This window comes from Flavobacterium sp. Flavsp81 (assembly GCF_059491325.1).
The window spans coordinates 4,087,477-4,104,646 of the sequence record NZ_CP168505.1; the positions used below are offsets into that span (position 1 = coordinate 4,087,477).

General features: G+C 34.0%; 13 protein-coding genes. 8 read left to right on the top strand and 5 right to left on the bottom strand.

The genetic code is table 11. From position 1 onward, the window contains the following. Positions 1–48: 48 nt before the first annotated feature. From ACEN92_RS17230 to ACEN92_RS17240, 3 genes are all read left to right on the top strand, one after another. Entirely contained in the window at positions 49–5,733 is a 5,685-nt protein-coding gene (locus tag ACEN92_RS17230; protein ID WP_495639567.1) for an alpha-2-macroglobulin family protein, read from the top strand. A gap of 103 nt (positions 5,734–5,836) precedes the next feature. Beyond that, positions 5,837–8,212, top strand: a complete 2,376-nt coding sequence (gene pbpC / locus ACEN92_RS17235) for a penicillin-binding protein 1C (protein ID WP_495639568.1) — start codon at positions 5,837–5,839, stop codon at positions 8,210–8,212. A 90-nt stretch (positions 8,213–8,302) separates the two neighbouring features. Beyond that, complete coding sequence (locus ACEN92_RS17240; RefSeq protein ID WP_495639569.1) at positions 8,303–9,064, top strand: SIMPL domain-containing protein; 762 nt, start codon at positions 8,303–8,305, stop codon at positions 9,062–9,064. A gap of 74 nt (positions 9,065–9,138) precedes the next feature. On the opposite strand, the gene ACEN92_RS17245 is transcribed toward ACEN92_RS17240, so the two are convergent. Beyond that, on the bottom strand, positions 9,139–10,683 hold the full coding sequence (locus ACEN92_RS17245) for an Rne/Rng family ribonuclease (RefSeq protein ID WP_495639570.1): 1,545 nt from the start codon (positions 10,681–10,683) through the stop codon (positions 9,139–9,141). Between the two features lie 371 nt (positions 10,684–11,054). Further along, positions 11,055–11,357 carry an HU family DNA-binding protein gene (locus ACEN92_RS17250; protein WP_255347995.1) on the bottom strand — a complete coding sequence of 101 codons (303 nt, stop codon included), beginning with the start codon at positions 11,355–11,357 and terminating at the stop codon, positions 11,055–11,057. 129 nt (positions 11,358–11,486) lie between these two features. Here ACEN92_RS17250 and mutY point away from each other — a divergent pair, with 129 nt between their 5' ends. Next, on the top strand, positions 11,487–12,518 hold the full coding sequence (gene mutY / locus ACEN92_RS17255; RefSeq protein ID WP_495639571.1) for an A/G-specific adenine glycosylase: 1,032 nt from the start codon (positions 11,487–11,489) through the stop codon (positions 12,516–12,518). 34 nt (positions 12,519–12,552) lie between these two features. On the opposite strand, the gene ACEN92_RS17260 is transcribed toward mutY, so the two are convergent. Both ACEN92_RS17260 and ACEN92_RS17265 read right to left on the bottom strand, forming a co-directional pair. Then, the gene (locus ACEN92_RS17260) at positions 12,553–12,792 is read right to left on the bottom strand and encodes a hypothetical protein (protein WP_495639572.1); all 240 of its coding nucleotides are present in this window, start codon (positions 12,790–12,792) and stop codon (positions 12,553–12,555) included. Between the two features lie 17 nt (positions 12,793–12,809). Continuing rightward, positions 12,810–13,148, bottom strand: coding sequence for a DUF2085 domain-containing protein (locus ACEN92_RS17265; RefSeq protein ID WP_495639573.1), 339 nt, complete (start codon positions 13,146–13,148; stop codon positions 12,810–12,812). 225 nt (positions 13,149–13,373) lie between these two features. Here ACEN92_RS17265 and ACEN92_RS17270 point away from each other — a divergent pair, with 225 nt between their 5' ends. From ACEN92_RS17270 to gldD, 3 genes are read left to right on the top strand one after another with little or no spacing between them, the layout of a single operon-like run. Further along, positions 13,374–13,811: a single-stranded DNA-binding protein gene (locus ACEN92_RS17270; protein WP_495639574.1), complete on the top strand. Its 438-nt coding sequence runs from the start codon at positions 13,374–13,376 to the stop codon at positions 13,809–13,811. 23 nt (positions 13,812–13,834) lie between these two features. Beyond that, a complete protein-coding gene (locus tag ACEN92_RS17275; protein ID WP_495639575.1) occupies positions 13,835–15,130 on the top strand; it encodes a gliding motility-associated protein GldE in 1,296 nt (431 codons plus the stop codon). A 2-nt stretch (positions 15,131–15,132) separates the two neighbouring features. Beyond that, positions 15,133–15,693: a gliding motility lipoprotein GldD gene (gene gldD / locus ACEN92_RS17280; RefSeq protein WP_495639576.1), complete on the top strand. Its 561-nt coding sequence runs from the start codon at positions 15,133–15,135 to the stop codon at positions 15,691–15,693. A 55-nt stretch (positions 15,694–15,748) separates the two neighbouring features. Here the strand turns inward: gldD and ACEN92_RS17285 are convergent, their stop codons facing one another. Then, positions 15,749–16,126 (bottom strand): heavy-metal-associated domain-containing protein, encoded by a 378-nt coding sequence (locus tag ACEN92_RS17285; protein WP_495639577.1) that lies wholly within the window; start codon positions 16,124–16,126, stop codon positions 15,749–15,751. 103 nt (positions 16,127–16,229) lie between these two features. Here ACEN92_RS17285 and ACEN92_RS17290 point away from each other — a divergent pair, with 103 nt between their 5' ends. Beyond that, positions 16,230–17,096, top strand: a complete 867-nt coding sequence (locus tag ACEN92_RS17290; RefSeq protein ID WP_495639578.1) for a DMT family transporter — start codon at positions 16,230–16,232, stop codon at positions 17,094–17,096. Positions 17,097–17,170 lie beyond the last annotated feature (74 nt).

The window sequence follows — 17,170 nt, forward strand, 5'->3', positions numbered from 1 at the left end:
AATGTTCTGTCTTTTTTTAAATTCGTAACCCATTAACTCTAAATAAAAGTGAAAGCAAAAGGATTAGTTTTCGTGTTTTGTGTGTTTTTTATTTTTCAATCTTGCGGCAGAAAATCAGCCGCCGATTTCAATTCCGATTTTTCATTGTTTAAAGAGTATATAGTCAGTTTCACCGGGGGATTAGTCTCGTCGGAATCGGATATTCGGGTGGTTTTGGCTTTCGATAAAAAAGAATGGAAAGCCAATCAGGTTTTAGACAGCGATTTGTTTGATATTTCTCCAAGTATCGACGGGAAAGTAGTGGCGCTTTCTCCTAATACAATTGCTTTTATCCCGGAAGAAAAGTTAAAACCGGGAACAGAATATCAGGTTACTTTGAACTTAGATAAACTGATTACACTTCCAAAAGAGAAAGAAGCAGCACTTTCTGATTTCAATTTTACAGTTAAAACCATTAAGCAGGATTTTACCATAAATACGGCTGATATTCAATCGTACAGTAAGGAATATCAGTACCTGAACTGTGTTTTAAAAACAGCAGACAATATTGATATTGAAACGGCCAAAAAATTAGTTGAAGCCAGACAAAAAGGAAATAATCTTAAAATTAAGTTTGAGAAGAAATCGGGTTCGGGAAAAGAATTCAATTTCATAATTGACAGTATTCAACGTTATTCTGAAGCCTCAAATCTGGAGATTCTCTATGACGGAGATGATTTTGATATTGATCAGAAAGGACAAATCGATGTTCCGATTACCAATATAAACGAATTTAAAATTGTCAAAGTTGAAGTTCCGGACGGAAGTAATCAGTCGTTAACAATCAATTTTTCTGAGCCTTTAGAAAAAGGACAGGATTTTAAAGGTTTGGTTTCGATCCAGAATACAAACAATTTAAAATTTTCAACGCAGGGAAATTTGCTGAAAGTTTATTTTAGCAATGAAACTGCTCCTAAAAAAGAAGAACCAGCGCCGGTTGCTGTTCAGGAAGAACCTGCTGTCGTTACTGTTGATTCTGCCGCAGTTGTAGTTGATTCTGCATCAGTTGCAGTTGATTCTGCGTCTGCGGTTGTTGATGATGTTATAGAAGTTGTTCCGGATGAAGAACCGGAACAAGTTATAACGGGAGAATTGCTTCTGGAAGTTTTTCAGGGAATCGAAAGTCAGTACGGCAAAAAAATGGATGCGAATTATACCGGGAAAATCACTTTTGACCAGATAAAACCAAGTATTCGTTTCATTAAAAACGGAACTATTCTGCCAAGTTCCAATAATTTAAAACTGAATTTCGAAGCGGTAAATTTAAGCGCGGTTGACGTAAAAGTCTATAAAATTTACAAGAATAATATTTTGCAGTTTCTTCAGTATAATGAATTAAACGGCAGTCAAAATCTCAAGAAAGTTGCACAGCCTGTCGCAAAAACAACACTGAATTTAATTGAAAGTAAACTGATTAATCCAAGTAAGTGGAATACTTTTGCTTTGGATTTATCCAAAATAATTACGCCGGAGCCAGGGGCAATATACAGAGTAGAATTTGTTTACAAAAAGAAATACTCTTTATATAAATGCGAAACTTCAGATGCAGATCAAGAGGAAGAGGAGGAAGAAGTTGATGAAAATGACGTAAACTATAGTGGGAATTCATACGATGATTATTATTATGGCGATTACGAATGGAGAGAGAGCCAGGATCCTTGTACAGGTTCTTATTATTACAATGCTAAAATTGCAACAAATATTTTAGCAACAGATTTAGGAGTGATTGCAAAAAGAGGCGAAAATAAATCATATTTATTCGCTGTAAATAATATTGTAACAACAGAACCTGTTTCGAATGCAAGAGTGGATTTATACAATTTCCAACAGCAAAAAATTGGAACCGGAGCGACCAGCAGTGAGGGAATTGCTTCTTTTCAATTGGATAAGTTCGCTTATTTTGCTATAGTTTCTGTAGGAAATCAATCAACTTATGTGAAGTTAGATGACGGGCTTTCCTTGTCGGTAAGTAATTTTGATGTTGCGGGCGAAACCTTGCAAAAAGGTTTAAAAGGATTTATTTACGGAGAAAGAGGTGTTTGGCGTCCTGGTGATAATCTGTATTTATCGTTTATTTTAAATGACGCTTCAAACAAACTTCCGAAGTCACATCCAATCAAATTCAGACTGAATGATCCAAACGGAAAAACCGTCTATCAGACTATTCAAAAAACAAATGAACTTAACCATTATGCTTTTACAGTTCCAACAAGTCAGGATGCGCCAACAGGAAACTGGGAGGTAATGGTAAGCGTTGGTGGTGCTAAATTTTATAAAAGCATCAAAATTGAAACCATTAAGCCAAATCGTTTAAAAATCAAAAATAACTTTTCACGAAAAACGCTTTCATCTTCTTATCCAAATATGAGCAATCTCGAAGTGACCTGGCTTCACGGTGCGATTGCTAAAAATTTGAATGTAGAAATGCAGGCGAAATTTTCTCAGGAAACAACCACTTTTAAAGGATATGAGAAATTTAGTTTTGATGATTTAGTACGTCAATTTAGTACAGAAGAAATTAATGTTTTCTCAGGAAAATTAAATGAAAAAGGAAAAGCTTCAGTTAATATTCAGCCAAAATTGCAAGGTCAGGCACCGGGAATGTTGCGCGCTTCTTTCATCACAAAAGTATATGAAGAAGGTGGAGATTTTAGTACCGATGTGATTTCGACGACTTATTCTCCATACAAAACCTATGTTGGAATCAAATCGCCGGAACCTAACAAATATGGAATGCTGGAGACCAGAACGAATAATCGTTTTGATATTGTGACGGTGGATGAAAATGGAAGACCAAAATCGGTAAGAAATCTTGAAGTAAAAGTATATAAAGTAGAATGGCGTTGGTGGTGGGATGCTTCGAGTGATAATTTATCCAATTATAATTCTTCGAATGCCACAACTTCATACAAAACCTTTGTGATCAACACCGATTCAAGAGGAAAAGGATCTGTTCAGTTTTATTTGACAGATGAAGAATGGGGACGTTACTTAATCCGTGTTTCAGATAATACAGATGGTCATGCAGCTGCTTTGACGGTAAATATTGACTGGCCAATCTGGTCTGGTAAAACGCGTAACAGAGATGCTTCAACAGCCAATATGTTGGTTTTTTCTACAGATAAGAAAAACTATGCTGTAGGTGAAAAAGCGCAAATATCTTTCCCTTCAAGTGAAGGCGGACGGGCTTTGATTTCTATCGAAAACGGATCAAAAGTAGTACAGACCATTTGGGCGAAAACACAAAAAGGAGAAACAAAAGTTGAGGTGCCGATCACTTCTGCAATGGCTCCTAATGTGTATTTTAATATCACATTATTACAGCCTCATGCTTCAACTAAAAATGATTCGCCTATTCGTATGTACGGAATTGTTCCTATTGAAGTGGTGGATAAAAATACTATTTTGACTCCAACATTATCAATGCCAGATGTATTAAAACCAGAGCAGACTTTTACGGTAAAAGTGGGCGAAAAAACTGGAAAAGAGATGACCTATACCATTGCAGTCGTTGATGAAGGGTTATTGGATTTAACCCGTTTTAAAACACCAAATGCCTGGGATAGTTTTTATGTTCGTGAAGCTTTAGGTGTTAAAACTTGGGATATTTATGATGATGTAATAGGAGCTTATGGCGGAAAAATAAATCAGATTTTCAGTATTGGCGGAGATCAGGATTTAGGTGGCGGAAAAGCTAAAAAAGCCAATCGTTTTAAACCTGTGGTATTGTATTATGGGCCTTTTAAATTAGAAAAAGGACAAACGAAATCGCATCAATTAAAATTACCAAAATATATTGGTTCTGTGCGAACTATGGTGGTTGCGGGAGATGCGAACACAAGCGCATATGGAAGTGTTGAAAAAGCAACCCCAGTTAAAAGTCCGTTGATGGTTTTGGCTTCGTTGCCACGAAAAATTTCGCCTTCAGAAAAAGTAACTATTCCGGTTACCGTTTTTGCAACGGAGAACAATATTAAAAAAGTTTCAATTCAGATAAAAACAAGCAACGGTTTAAAAGTAATGGGAAGCGCAACGCAATCCTTGACTTTTGCTTCGCCTGACGAAAAAATGGCGTATTTCAATTTAGTTGTGGGTTCTGCTACCGGAATTGCAAAAGTGCAGGTTGTTGCCACTTCCGGAAAAGAGAAGTCTGTTTATGATGTTGAAATTGATATGACGAATCCGAATCCTGTTACAAATACTTTTACTGATGTTATTTTACCTCCAAATAGCACCAAAACAATTTCATGGAAAACCTTTGGAATTTCAGGAAGCAATAAAGCGAGATTGGAAGTTTCGTCAATGCCAACAATGAATTTGAACGGAAGATTGCAATATCTTATTCAATATCCTCATGGTTGTATAGAACAAACGACTTCTTCTGTTTTTCCACAATTGTATTTGAATGATGTTGTTGATTTGGATGCGACCCGAAAAGGAATTATTCAAAAGAACATTACAGCCGGAATTACAAGATTAGGAAGTTTTCAATTGTCAAATGGAGGAGTGGCTTACTGGCAGGGAAATACAATTGCAGATGATTGGGGAACTTCATACGCTGGGCATTTCTTAATTGAAGCAGAGAAAAAAGGATATGTGTTGCCAATTAATTTCAAATCAAAATGGATTTCATATCAACAACGCGAGGCAAAACAATGGCGTTTTGAACCAAAATACGGAAATGATTTGGCTCAGGCTTACAGATTATACACTTTGGCTTTAGCCGGAAATGCCGATTTATCTTCGATGAACAGATTAAGAGAAACAAAAGGAATTTCAAATGAAAGTAAACTGCGTTTGGCTGCAGCTTACGTTTTGGCAGGGCAGAAATCTGCTGGATTGAATTTGTTTTTACATAGTAAAATTGAAGACGAATCGAGTAATTATAATTATTACTATTATGGTTCAAGCGAGAGAAACAGAGCAATGGCTTTGGAAACAATGTTGTTTTTAGGACAAAAACAAAAAGCATTTGCGATGGCTTCAAAATTAGCCAAACAAATGTCAAACAATCAATGGATGAGTACGCAGACAACGGCTTATTGTTTGTATGCAATGTCTAAATTTGCGGTCAGCAACGGTCCAAAAGGAATTAATATTCAGTTCAGCAAAAACGGAAAAGGCGAGACGATAAATACTCAAAAAACGGTTGCCGACAGAAGTTTGGTAGTTCAGAGTGGTTCTAATAGCGTAACACTGAAAAACATTAAAAACAATACCGTTTATGTTCGTGTATTGAACACCGGCATACTGCCAATCGGACAAGAGAAGGCAATTCAGAGTGAGGTTTCAGCTTCGATTGTTTTCAAAAACAGAAAAGGAAGTGTTATTAATGTTTCAAAAATTAGTCAGGGAACTGAATTTATAGCAGAGGTTACGATCAGAAATCAGAGAAATGAACATGTAGAAAATGTGGCTTTGTCCCAAATTCTACCTTCAGGTTTTGAAATAGTAAATACGCGTTTTACCGATTACGGAGATGCGACAAACAATATTGCAGACTATATCGATATTCGTGACGACCGAACTAATTTTTATTTTGGAATGAAGGCCGGAGAAACAAAAGTCTTCCGAATTTTGTTGAATGCATCCTATCTTGGGAATTATTATTTGCCAGGTTTGCAATGTGAGGCGATGTATGACAATACATTCTTAGCCAGAACAAAAGGGTTTTGGGTTGAAGTTATAAAATAAAGTTTCACGCAGATTTAGCAGATCTGGCAGATAAAAAAAAATCTGCAAAATCTGCGTGCTAAACTTTTTAAAAAATATTCTTTGCGGTTAAATAACTACTAGGTTGAAAAATAAATTAATAGCGTTCTCACAACGCATTATAGATTGGATAAAAAAGAATAAAATAAAATCAGCAATTGCATTTATGCTCTTGCTGATTTATTATTTTTCTATACCCCGAACTTTATTTCAGGAACCCTATTCAACGGTAATTGAAAGTAAAGAAGGAGAATTGCTTGGTGCGAAAATAGCTGATGACGGACAATGGCGTTTTCCAGCTCAGGACAGCGTGCCAGATAAATTCAAGAAATGTATTGTCTATTTTGAAGATGAATACTTCTACAAACATCCCGGATTTAATCCCGTTGCGATGGTAAATGCAATTAAACAAAACAGAAAAGCCGGAAAAGTTGTTCGAGGCGGAAGTACGTTGACGCAACAAGTTATTCGTTTATCCCGAAAAGGAAAAGGGAGAACTTATTTTGAAAAATTAATCGAAATTATTCTCGCCACCCGATTAGAATTAGGTTATTCTAAAAATGAAATTTTAGAAATGTATGCGGCTCACGCTCCTTTTGGAGGAAATGTCGTTGGCTTGGAAATGGCTTCCTGGCGTTATTTTGGAGTACAATCCAATCAGTTGTCCTGGGCGGAGAATGCGACTTTGGCGGTTCTGCCAAACGCTCCGAGTTTAATTTATCCCGGAAAGAATCAAATAAAGTTATTGAAGAAACGCAACAGACTTTTATTGAAATTGCATCAGGAAGGTATAATTGACAAACAAACCTATGAACTTTCAGTAGAAGAGCCATTACCTCAAAAACCTTATGATTTGCCTCAAATTGCACCTCATTTATTGCAACGTGTGGCAAAAAATGAAGAAGGAACTCGTGTAAAAACGACAATAGATTATGCTTTGCAGAATAGAGTCAATCAAATTGCAAAATATTATTACAATCAGTACAAGCAGAACGAAGTACATAATTTAGCGATTTTGGTCATTGATGTTTCGAATCGAAATGTGATGAGTTATGTTGGGAATTCTCCAACGGACAATAGCCACCAAAAAGATGTTGATATTATTGATGCGCCAAGAAGTACGGGAAGTATTTTAAAGCCTCTTTTGTATGCAGGAATGCTGGATGATGGCGAATTATTGCCTAACACTTTAGTAGCTGATGTACCAACACAAATTGCCGGTTACACACCGCAGAATTTTAATCTCACATTTGATGGAGCTGTACCTGCACATCGCGCTTTATCAAGATCACTGAATATTCCGGCAGTTTTGATGCTGCAGGATTTTGGAGTGAATAAGTTTTATGAGGAATTGCAAAAATTCAAATTGAGAGACATTAATAAAACACCTGATCATTATGGATTGTCACTTATTTTGGGCGGTGCCGAAAGTAATTTATGGGATTTATGCCGAACATATGCCGGATTGTCTTCAACGGTGAATTATTATACTAAAAACCAAGCGAAGTATCGAACTAAGGAATTTGTAGAGTTGAATTATAAAAATGATTTTCAGCCAGATTTTGGCTCGGAAACTGATCAAAAGAATATAATAGGAGCCGGATCGATTTGGCTGACTTATAACGCAATGGAAGAAGTGAACAGACCCGAAGGAGATGAAGCCTGGAAATTTTATGACAGTTCGTTGAAAATTGCCTGGAAAACCGGAACAAGTTTTGGAAATAGAGATGCCTGGGCAATTGGTACTAATTCGAAATATGTAGTTGGAATCTGGGTTGGAAACGCAACTGGAGAAGGAAGGCCAACTTTGACAGGAGTTACAAGTGCGGCACCCATTTTATTTGATGTTTTTAATTTATTGCCGAGGCAAAGATGGTTTGAAACACCTTATAAAGATTTAGAAAATGTTGAGGTTTGCCGTTTAAGCGGTTATTTGGCTAAAGAAGATTGTCCGAAAATCAAACAGTGGGTTTCTAAAAAAGGAAAATCAACGGTCGTTTGTCCGTATCATAAAAAGGTTCATTTAGACAAATCGGAGCGATTTCAGGTAAATAGCAGTTGTGAAAGTGTTGATAATATTGTCACTAAAAGCTGGTTTGTTTTGCCTCCGGTTATGGCGTGGTATTACAAAAGCCAGCATATTGAATATTTGCCATTGCCTCCGTTTAAGGAAAATTGTCAGGGAACACAGACTACAACTATGGATTTTATTTACCCGAAAACAAACAGTAAAATTTATCTGACGAAAAATTTTAACAGCGAAGTACAGCCTGTAATTTTGAAAGTGGCTTATTCTGAAAGGGATAAAGAGCTTTTTTGGTATGTTGATGATGTTTATAAAGCAACAACCAAAACGTTTCATGAATTGCCTATTACGCCAACTTCGGGAATACATTATGTTACAGTTGTAGATGCTTTTGGAAATGAAATCAGAAGAAAAATTGAAATTGTGAGAGAATAGAAACTGAAAAGATTGATTTTCTTATGTATAAGTAAATACTGTTTTTTTGTTTACATTTAGCATTGTTTTTACCTTTTAAATTAAAAAAAAATGACTGAGAAAATTAAATCTACTTTAATAATAAGTATAGCGCTTATTATGATGGCTTTTGTGTTTGGTGGTGCTTTTAAAAATAGAAATGAAAATTTAGATTCAATTTCCGTTATCGGTTTAGGAACAAAAGATTTTGTTTCTGATGAAATACTATGGTCGGGAAGTTTTACAACAAATAGCTCAGATATAAAAGAGGCTTATAATAAGATTGTATCAGATCAGAAAATTGTAAAAGATTTTTTTATTTCTAAAGGATTCAGCCCAAGTGAGTTTGTTTTTGGAGCTGTAAATTTTGAAAAGAAATTTAAAGAAATAAGAAGTGAAAGCAATGAGAATAGCTTTCAGACAAAAATTGAACAAGTTTTTGTGGGATATCAGGCAACACAAACAATTTCATTTTCTGCAAAGAAAAACCCTGATTTAATGAAACGTATTGAGGAAGTTTCAAGCAAAACATCAGAACTTGTTAATTCAGGTATTGAATTGGCTTCAAACACAATTCAATATACATATTCGAATTTGCCAGGTCTAAAGCAGAGTTTGATCGAAAATGCAACGAAAGATGCCAATGAAAGGGCTTCTAAAATTGTAAAAACAGCAAACGGTAGTTTAGGTAAATTAAAAACCGCCAGTATGGGAGTTTTCCAAATTACTGGCCAGGGTTCAACCGAAGATGACAGTTATGGCGGCATTAATGATACTTACAGCAAAAATAAGACAGCCAGAATTACAGTTCGATTAGCTTATCAACTGGATTAAAAAAAACAAAGGCGTCCTCTTATTTGAATTTTAAGCACAAAAAAACCGCCAATCTTTCGAAAGGCGGTTTTTGTTTATTCTGAAATAACATTTCCTTTTTTATCGTAGAAATGATATTCTAAGTACGTGTAAGCGTCACGAGGTATGATTTTCACCCATTTTTTGTGTTCAAAAAACCATTTTGAACGCAATGATGGAAAACCTTTACTGAGGTATGCAGCCACAAAAGGATGTGTGTTAAGCACAACTTTATTGTGGGTTTTTAATAGTCTTTCTAAATCCAGAGCGATTTTATCAATGATTTGAATTGGCGCTTCAATTTCGCCATTTTCATTGTTTGGATCTTCTTCTCTGGTTTTAATGTTAACTTCTGGTCTTACTCTTTGTCTGGTAATTTGGACTAATCCAAATTTACTTGGAGGCAAGATTTTGTGTTTGGCCTTATCGTCACTCATTTCTTCTCTCAAGAAGTCAAATAGGACTTTGCGATTTTCAGGATTAGACATATCAATAAAATCAACTACTATGATTCCGCCCATATCACGCAAACGAAGTTGTCTGGCAATTTCAGCGGCAGCAATCATATTAACTTCCATGGCTGTGTCTTCCTGATTAGTTGCTTTATTTGAACGATTGCCGCTGTTTACGTCTATAACGTGCAAAGCTTCAGTATGTTCTATAATAAGATAAGCGCCTTTACTCATGGAAACAGTTCTTCCAAAAGAAGTTTTGATTTGTCTCTCTATATTGTATTTCTCAAAAATCGGTGTGTCATTTGATTGATAAAACTTCACAATTGATTGTTTTGAAGGTGCAATCTCTTGCAAATAATCCTTCGTTTGATGGTACAACTCTTCATCATCTATCTGAATACCGCTGAAGGTATCATTGAAAACATCTCTTAATATTGAAGAAGCTCTGTTGAGCTCTCCTAATACTTTTGATGGATGATGAGCAGTTGGTAATTTTTTACACATTGCAGTCCATCTGCTAAGCAGGTTCTGCAAATCTTTTTCTAATTCGGCTGTATTTTTGCCTTCGGCTACTGTGCGAACAATAACACCAAATCCTTTTGGTTTGATAGATAGTACAAGTTTTTTTAGACGATCCTTTTCCTTTTTGTCTTCTATTTTTTGTGAAATAGAAACACGGTCAGAAAACGGAACGAGAACAATAAATCTTCCTGCCAATGAAAGCTCAGCGCTTATTCTTGGACCTTTGGTAGATATAGGTTCTTTTACAACTTGGACTAAAACAGATTGATTGGCACTTAAAATATCAGTAATGATGCCATCTTTGTCAATCTCTTTTTCAAACTGAAAGTTTTTTAGGGAGAAATCTTTTAGTTTACCTGCGCTTACAAGTTTTATGAATTTCAGTTGGGAAGCTAAGTTAGGTCCTAAATCATGATAATGTAAAAAGGCGTCTTTTTCGAAGCCTACATTTACAAAAGCAGCATTAAGTCCGGCAACTGGTTTTCTTATTTTGGCAATAAAAATATCACCAACCTGAAAGTTGCTTTTCTCTTCTTCTTTGTGTAATTCAATTAGTTTTCCATCTTTTAATAAGGCAAAATCTACGAAATCTGAACTTGATCGAATGATTAATTCTTTATTCATTTGTAAATTTTTATCCGAACAATGGAGTTGTTGGCTAGTTGTTGGAAATCTCCGAAAACTATCAACCATCAACTTTAGTAGGGATGGATTAAACAATATTTTTAACAGGTATTGAACCCGGGGAAAGAAGACTAATAGAGTATAGATTTAAGAAAATAGACTTTCTTCAAGTCTTTGTTCTGTTTTCTTTGCTCTTTCATCTTTTTCAATTTCAATGAACGTTTAAAAAGAAAAAAGTAGTTTAAAACTACTTTTTCTTTTTGTGACGGTTAGCTCTCGCTCTTTTCTTTCTTTTGTGAGTAGCTACCTTATGTCTCTTTCTTTTTTTACCACTTGGCATATCGTATCGATTTTATGATTAATTAATAGTATTATTTTGCTTCGTTATTTGTTTTTACCCCCTCTACAAAAACTTTTGCAGGTTTAAAAGCAGGAATGTTGTGTGCAGGAATTTTGATTGTGGTATTTTTAGAGATGTTTCTCCCTGTTTTTTCAGCTCTTGTTTTTACGATAAAACTTCCAAAACCTCTTAGATAAACATTATCTCCGGTTTCTAAAGAAGTTTTCACCTCTTCCATAAAAGTTTCTACTGTTGCTTGAACATCTCCTTTTTCAAGACCTAGTTTCTCTGAAATTTTCGCTACGATATCTGCTTTCGTCATTTTCTTTCCTATTTTTATTTTATAAATGATGTACTATTTTTTTGAGGTTGCAAATATAGGAATTAAAAAAATAATTAATCAAGCTAATTCGTTAAATTTTAATTACATAAACATTTACTTTTGTATTCTAAGTATTTTGCAATGAATTTTCATAACATATTGATAAAATGGTATTTACAAAACAAACGAGATTTGCCATGGCGGAATACGACTGATCCGTACCTGATTTGGCTTTCAGAAATTATGCTGCAACAGACTCGGGTAGCTCAGGGAATGCCTTATTTTTTTGCTTTTACAAAGGAATTTCCTACGATATTTGATTTGGCAAATGCCGAAGAAGAAAAAGTTTTAAAACTTTGGCAGGGATTAGGATATTATTCCCGTGCACGGAATTTACATAAAACAGCACAATATGTCGCAAATGAACTCAATGGAGTTTTTCCGCCTGCTTATAAGGAACTATTGAAATTAAAAGGAGTTGGTGAATATACAGCGGCAGCAATTGCTTCTTTCTCTTATAATGAAACTGTTCCGGTTGTTGATGGAAATGTCTTCAGGGTGCTTTCACGGTATTTCAATATTGAATCTGATATAGCTTCGCCGGCTACTAAAAAAGAATTTACTGAACTTGCTTATGAATTAATGTCAAAAGATAATCCGGCAATTTTTAATCAGGCTATCATGGAATTTGGTGCTTTGCAATGTGTGCCTAAAAATCCTGACTGTTCTGTTTGTGTATTTAATGAGAGCTGTGCGGCTTTGCAAAAAAAGAAGGTTGCTGTTTTGCCTGTAAAATCTAAAAAAATAAAAGTCACAAATCGGTTTTTTAATTATCTGATTTTAGAAGATGTCTTAGGAAATACTTTAATTCAAAAACGTACCTCAAAAGGAATCTGGCATAATTTATATGAATTTCCTTTGATGGAAACGGATAAAATTGTCGATTTTGATTTTGTTTCAAAAACAGTTCAGGATGGCTTTTTTTCTTATAATGTTATAGGTATAGAGGAATGTTCACATGCAGCTGTAATTCATAAACTTTCACATCAGCATTTGCATATTCAATTTTGGAAAATTAAAATAGACCAGGTGATTGAGAATGGTTTAGATTTTAAGAAATTAAAAACATTTCCTTTTCCTATTGTAATCTACAATTTTATCGAAAAATTATAAAAAAAAGACTTCTGGAGAGAAGTCTTTTTTAGTTTTATGAGCCAAGAGTAGCATATTGAATGATTCTCACCACAATACCTACAGCAAAACCTATTAAAGCCATATTACAGGCTGATTTTGCAGCAACAGGTTCTTCATTCTTTTTTACAAAATAAATGATAGCTCCAGCCAACGGAATGCAAAATGATAATACTTTTAGCCCCGTACTTAAATCTTCCTGGGACTTGTCATTTTTGTTTTCAAATTCATCAAATTTTGAGTTTTCCTCTGACATAATATTTAATTTAGTTATTAATTTAAAAAGATATACTTGAAAGAAAATACAATCCAATACGCAATAAAATCAGACAAGCCTGCCAAGCCGTAACCCGCGAGAATTCCTGAAAAAAAGCGAAGGAGATTATTGCTTTCTCTATTATAATAAGCTTGTGTGAGACCGTCGATTAATGTTGGCAGAATAGATAATAGTGCCCAGTAAATATCTATTTTAATAAACCATAAAAGTGGTATAAAAATAAAGTAACCTACATATATACCCGTACATCGGGCGCATACGGGGAATTGTTTTCCTTTATAAAAAAATGACCTTTCAGGCAGCTTATGGCAGCTGACAAATTCTATTCTTTTCATAAATCAAAAATACACTATTATTTAAATTAACAAAAATTTTATAAGACTTTACTTCAGGTATTTTTGTTTTATTTTTTTAAAATCAAAACAATTAGTAGTAAAAAGAAAAATTTATGCTTTTTCAAATATGTTTTTTTTCTGATTTTAGGCCGTAATTTTATCAAAAAGGACGAAAATAAGTGTTAAGAAAAATGTATCTTTGATATAACTACAAATGTTTATATCATGAACGGGACATTAAATAAAGTGATGTTGATAGGTCATTTGGGCGATGATGTTAAAATGCATTATTTTGATGGAGGAAACTGCATCGGTCGTTTTCAATTGGCAACAAACGAAGTTTACATCAATAAAACTACAAACGAAAAAATCACTTCTACAGAGTGGCATAATTTAGTAGTACGTAATAAAGCTGCTGAGATCTGCGAAAAATATTTATCAAAAGGGGATAAAATTTATGTTGAAGGCCGTATAAAATCAAGACAATGGCAGGCTGAAGACGGAACTACAAAATATACTACCGAAATTCAGGTAACAGAGTTTACTTTTTTGACAACCAAAAAAGAAACGGATAGTCATAAACAGCATACTCCTGAATCGTCAAAAAACACTAACTTTGAAGCTCCTAATGAAGGCTTGCCAATAAATGATTTGCCTTTTTGATTGTTTAACTAACTTTTTTTGATTTGGACCCGGAGCCCAGTTTATTTTTCTTAACACTATTTGACACCAATTTAATTATTGGTTTTGTCGGAATATTTTTTTTACTCTTTTTATCAGCAATTATTTCAGGAGCAGAAGCAGCATTTTTTTCTTTATCCGTAAAAGATATTGAAGATACGTTGCAGGAAAATAGTTCTAAGGGGAAAATAATTTCGAAACTTTTAGATAAACCTAAAAAACTTTTGGCCACATTATCAGTGGCTAATAATTTTATCAATATAGGTGTAGTTATTTTATTCTCTTTTTTAAGCAAAAACATTTTTACTAATATTGATTCTCTGTTACTTAAGTTTATTTTAGAGGTCATTATAATTACTTTTCTGATTCTGTTTTTTGGAGAAGTTTTGCCAAAAGTATATGCCAGCCGTAATAATATAAAATTTGCAAAAAGGGTTGTTTATCCAATTGCTTTTTTAGATAAATTACTTTCTCCTGTAAGCTTGCCAATGCGTGCTGTTACTTTATATTTGCACAATAAATTAGGGAAACAAAAAACCAGTTTTTCGGTAGATCAGTTGTCTCAGGCATTAGAACTTACAGATTCTGAAGGAACATCAAGTGAGGAGCAAAAAATATTGGAAGGAATTGTTTCTTTTGGAAATACAGATACCAAACAGGTAATGAGCCCAAGAATTGATATTTTTGCATTGGAAATATCAGAATCTTTCGAAGCTATTTGTCCAAAAATAATCGAAAAAGGTTTTTCAAGAATTCCGATTTACAGAGATAATATTGATCAGATTGAAGGCGTTTTATTTGTTAAGGATTTATTGCCTCATATTGACAAGACCGAATTTGACTGGACAACCTTAATCAGGGAAGCTTTTTTTGTTCCTGAGAATAAAAAATTAGATAACTTGCTGAAAGATTTTCAGAATTTAAAAAGTCATTTAGCGATTGTAGTTGATGAATACGGAGGAACATCAGGTTTGGTTTCTTTAGAAGATGTAATAGAAGAAATCGTTGGTGATATCAGCGATGAGTTTGATGATGAGCACTTAAATTTCTCTCAAATTGATGATAAAAATTATCTTTTTGAAGGGAAAATAAATATGAAAGATTTTTACAGGATTATTGATGTCGATGAAGATGTTTTTGAATCGCAGAAAGGGGAAGCGGAAACATTAGCAGGATTTATTCTAGAAATTCTTGGAAACTTTCCTAAAAAAGACCAAAAAATAGTTTTTGAAAATTGTGTTTTTACCATTGAAACAGTAGATAAAAAACGTGTGAAACAAATAAAAGTAACAATAGAATAACAATGTTAAAAAGAATAATTTCAACAGCAGTCCTATTACTGGCATTAACTGTTTTGAGCTGTAAAGATGATGTCGTGCCTAAGCCGGAAAGTTTTTTGCGATTGGATTATCCCGAAGCAAAATATGTAAATTTTCAAAATACCTGCCCTTTTTCTTTTGAAATGAATGAGGCAGCAGTAATTAAAGGCGAGAAAGACTGTGGATTTGCGATTACGTATCCAAAAATGAAAGCGACTATTTATCTGACTTATAAACCGGTAAATAACAATATTGAAAAATTATTGAAAGATGCCCAAAAATTAACTTATGAGCATGTTATTAAAGCTGATGATATATTAGAGCAGCCTTATTTGAATCCTCAAAAAAAAGTTTATGGAATGTTTTATCAGGTAGATGGAAATGCTGCGACAAACTCACAGTTTTATGTGACCGATAGTACTAAACATTTTATAACGGGGTCAGTTTATTTTTATGCAAAACCAAACTTCGATTCCATTATGCCGGCTGCCAGCTATATCAAAAATGATATGCAGCGACTTATGGAAACATTGAAGTGGAAATAAAAGATATAAAAAAAGCGTTCAAATGAACGCTTTTTTTATGTAAAAATGATTTCGATTATGATTTCATATTCGAGACTTTATATGTTTTTCCGTCTCCGGTTTCCTGAACAGTTTTAGTCAAATTTTCAGGATTTTGAACTGTTTTATCAAATGTAACAGTGGCTGTTTTTTTATCAAAATCAACTGTAGCTTTTTCTACTCCGTCAAGACCTGATAATTCCTGTTCGATGGTTTTTGCACATCCAACGGCACAAGTCATTCCTTCGATAGTAAAACTTGCTGTTTGTACATTTTCAGGAGCTATTGCAACATGTTCTTTTGTTGCTTTTGTTTCAGATGTTACTGGTGTTAAAGTTTCAGTTTCAGTTTTTTTACATCCCGTTAATACTAAACCTGCTATCGCTAAAAATGTAATGATTTTTGTAAATTTCATTATAAATATATTTTAAGTTTATTGTTGAATTTCCTTGCAAAATTAATAAAAAAGAGAAGGCTAATTCATAAAAATAGTACAATTTTGTAACAAAATACGATTTATGGATGCTAAACAATTAAAATGGTTTTATTTATTATTGCTTTCACTGATTTGGGGAAGCTCTTTTATTTTAATTAAAAGAGGCTTAGTTGGTTTAACGGCTATTCAGGTAGGTTCATTCCGAATTATTTTTGCAGCTGTATTTTTGCTTATTGTTGGATTTTCGAGTTTAAAGAAAATCTCCCGTTATCAATGGAAATTCATTGCCCTGACATCTCTTTTTGGAACTTTTATTCCGGCTTTCTTTTTTGCAATTGCAGAAACCCAGGTTGACAGCTCTATTGTGGCTATTTTAAATTCGCTTACCCCTTTAAATACATTAGTTTTAGGAATAATTGCTTTTGGGATTCAGTTTCAAAGACGTCAGGTTTTGGGTGTTTTTATTGGATTGATTGGTTGTTTGTTGCTGGTTTTAAACGGTGCTTCAGATCATTCCGGACAAAATTATTATTGCTTGATTTTAGTAGTAATTGCAACGCTTTGTTATGCTATTAATGTAAATCTGATCAAAAAATACTTATCCGATTTAAATTCATTAAGTATTACAACCGGAAATTTTGCTGTCTTGCTTTTGCCGGCTTTGATTATTTTAAGTACAACTGATTTTACACAAAAAATAAATCTGGAAGCAACACAGCATTCTATTATGTTTGTGATGATATTAGGTATTTTAGGAACCGGAATTGCAAATGTTTTGTTTTTTAAACTAATACAGATGTCTTCGCCTGTTTTTGCAACATCGGTAACGTATTTAATTCCGATAGTAGCATTTTTTTGGGGATTATTAGATAATGAAATGCTGACACCAATTCAGTTTTTTGGAGCATTTGTTATTTTAATTGGAGTTTATTTATCTGCAAAAAAGTAAAAGTTTATTTTCAACGAATGTTAGGCTGAGCGAAGTCGAAGCCCGATCCAATTGGCCTGCCCTTCGACTTTGCT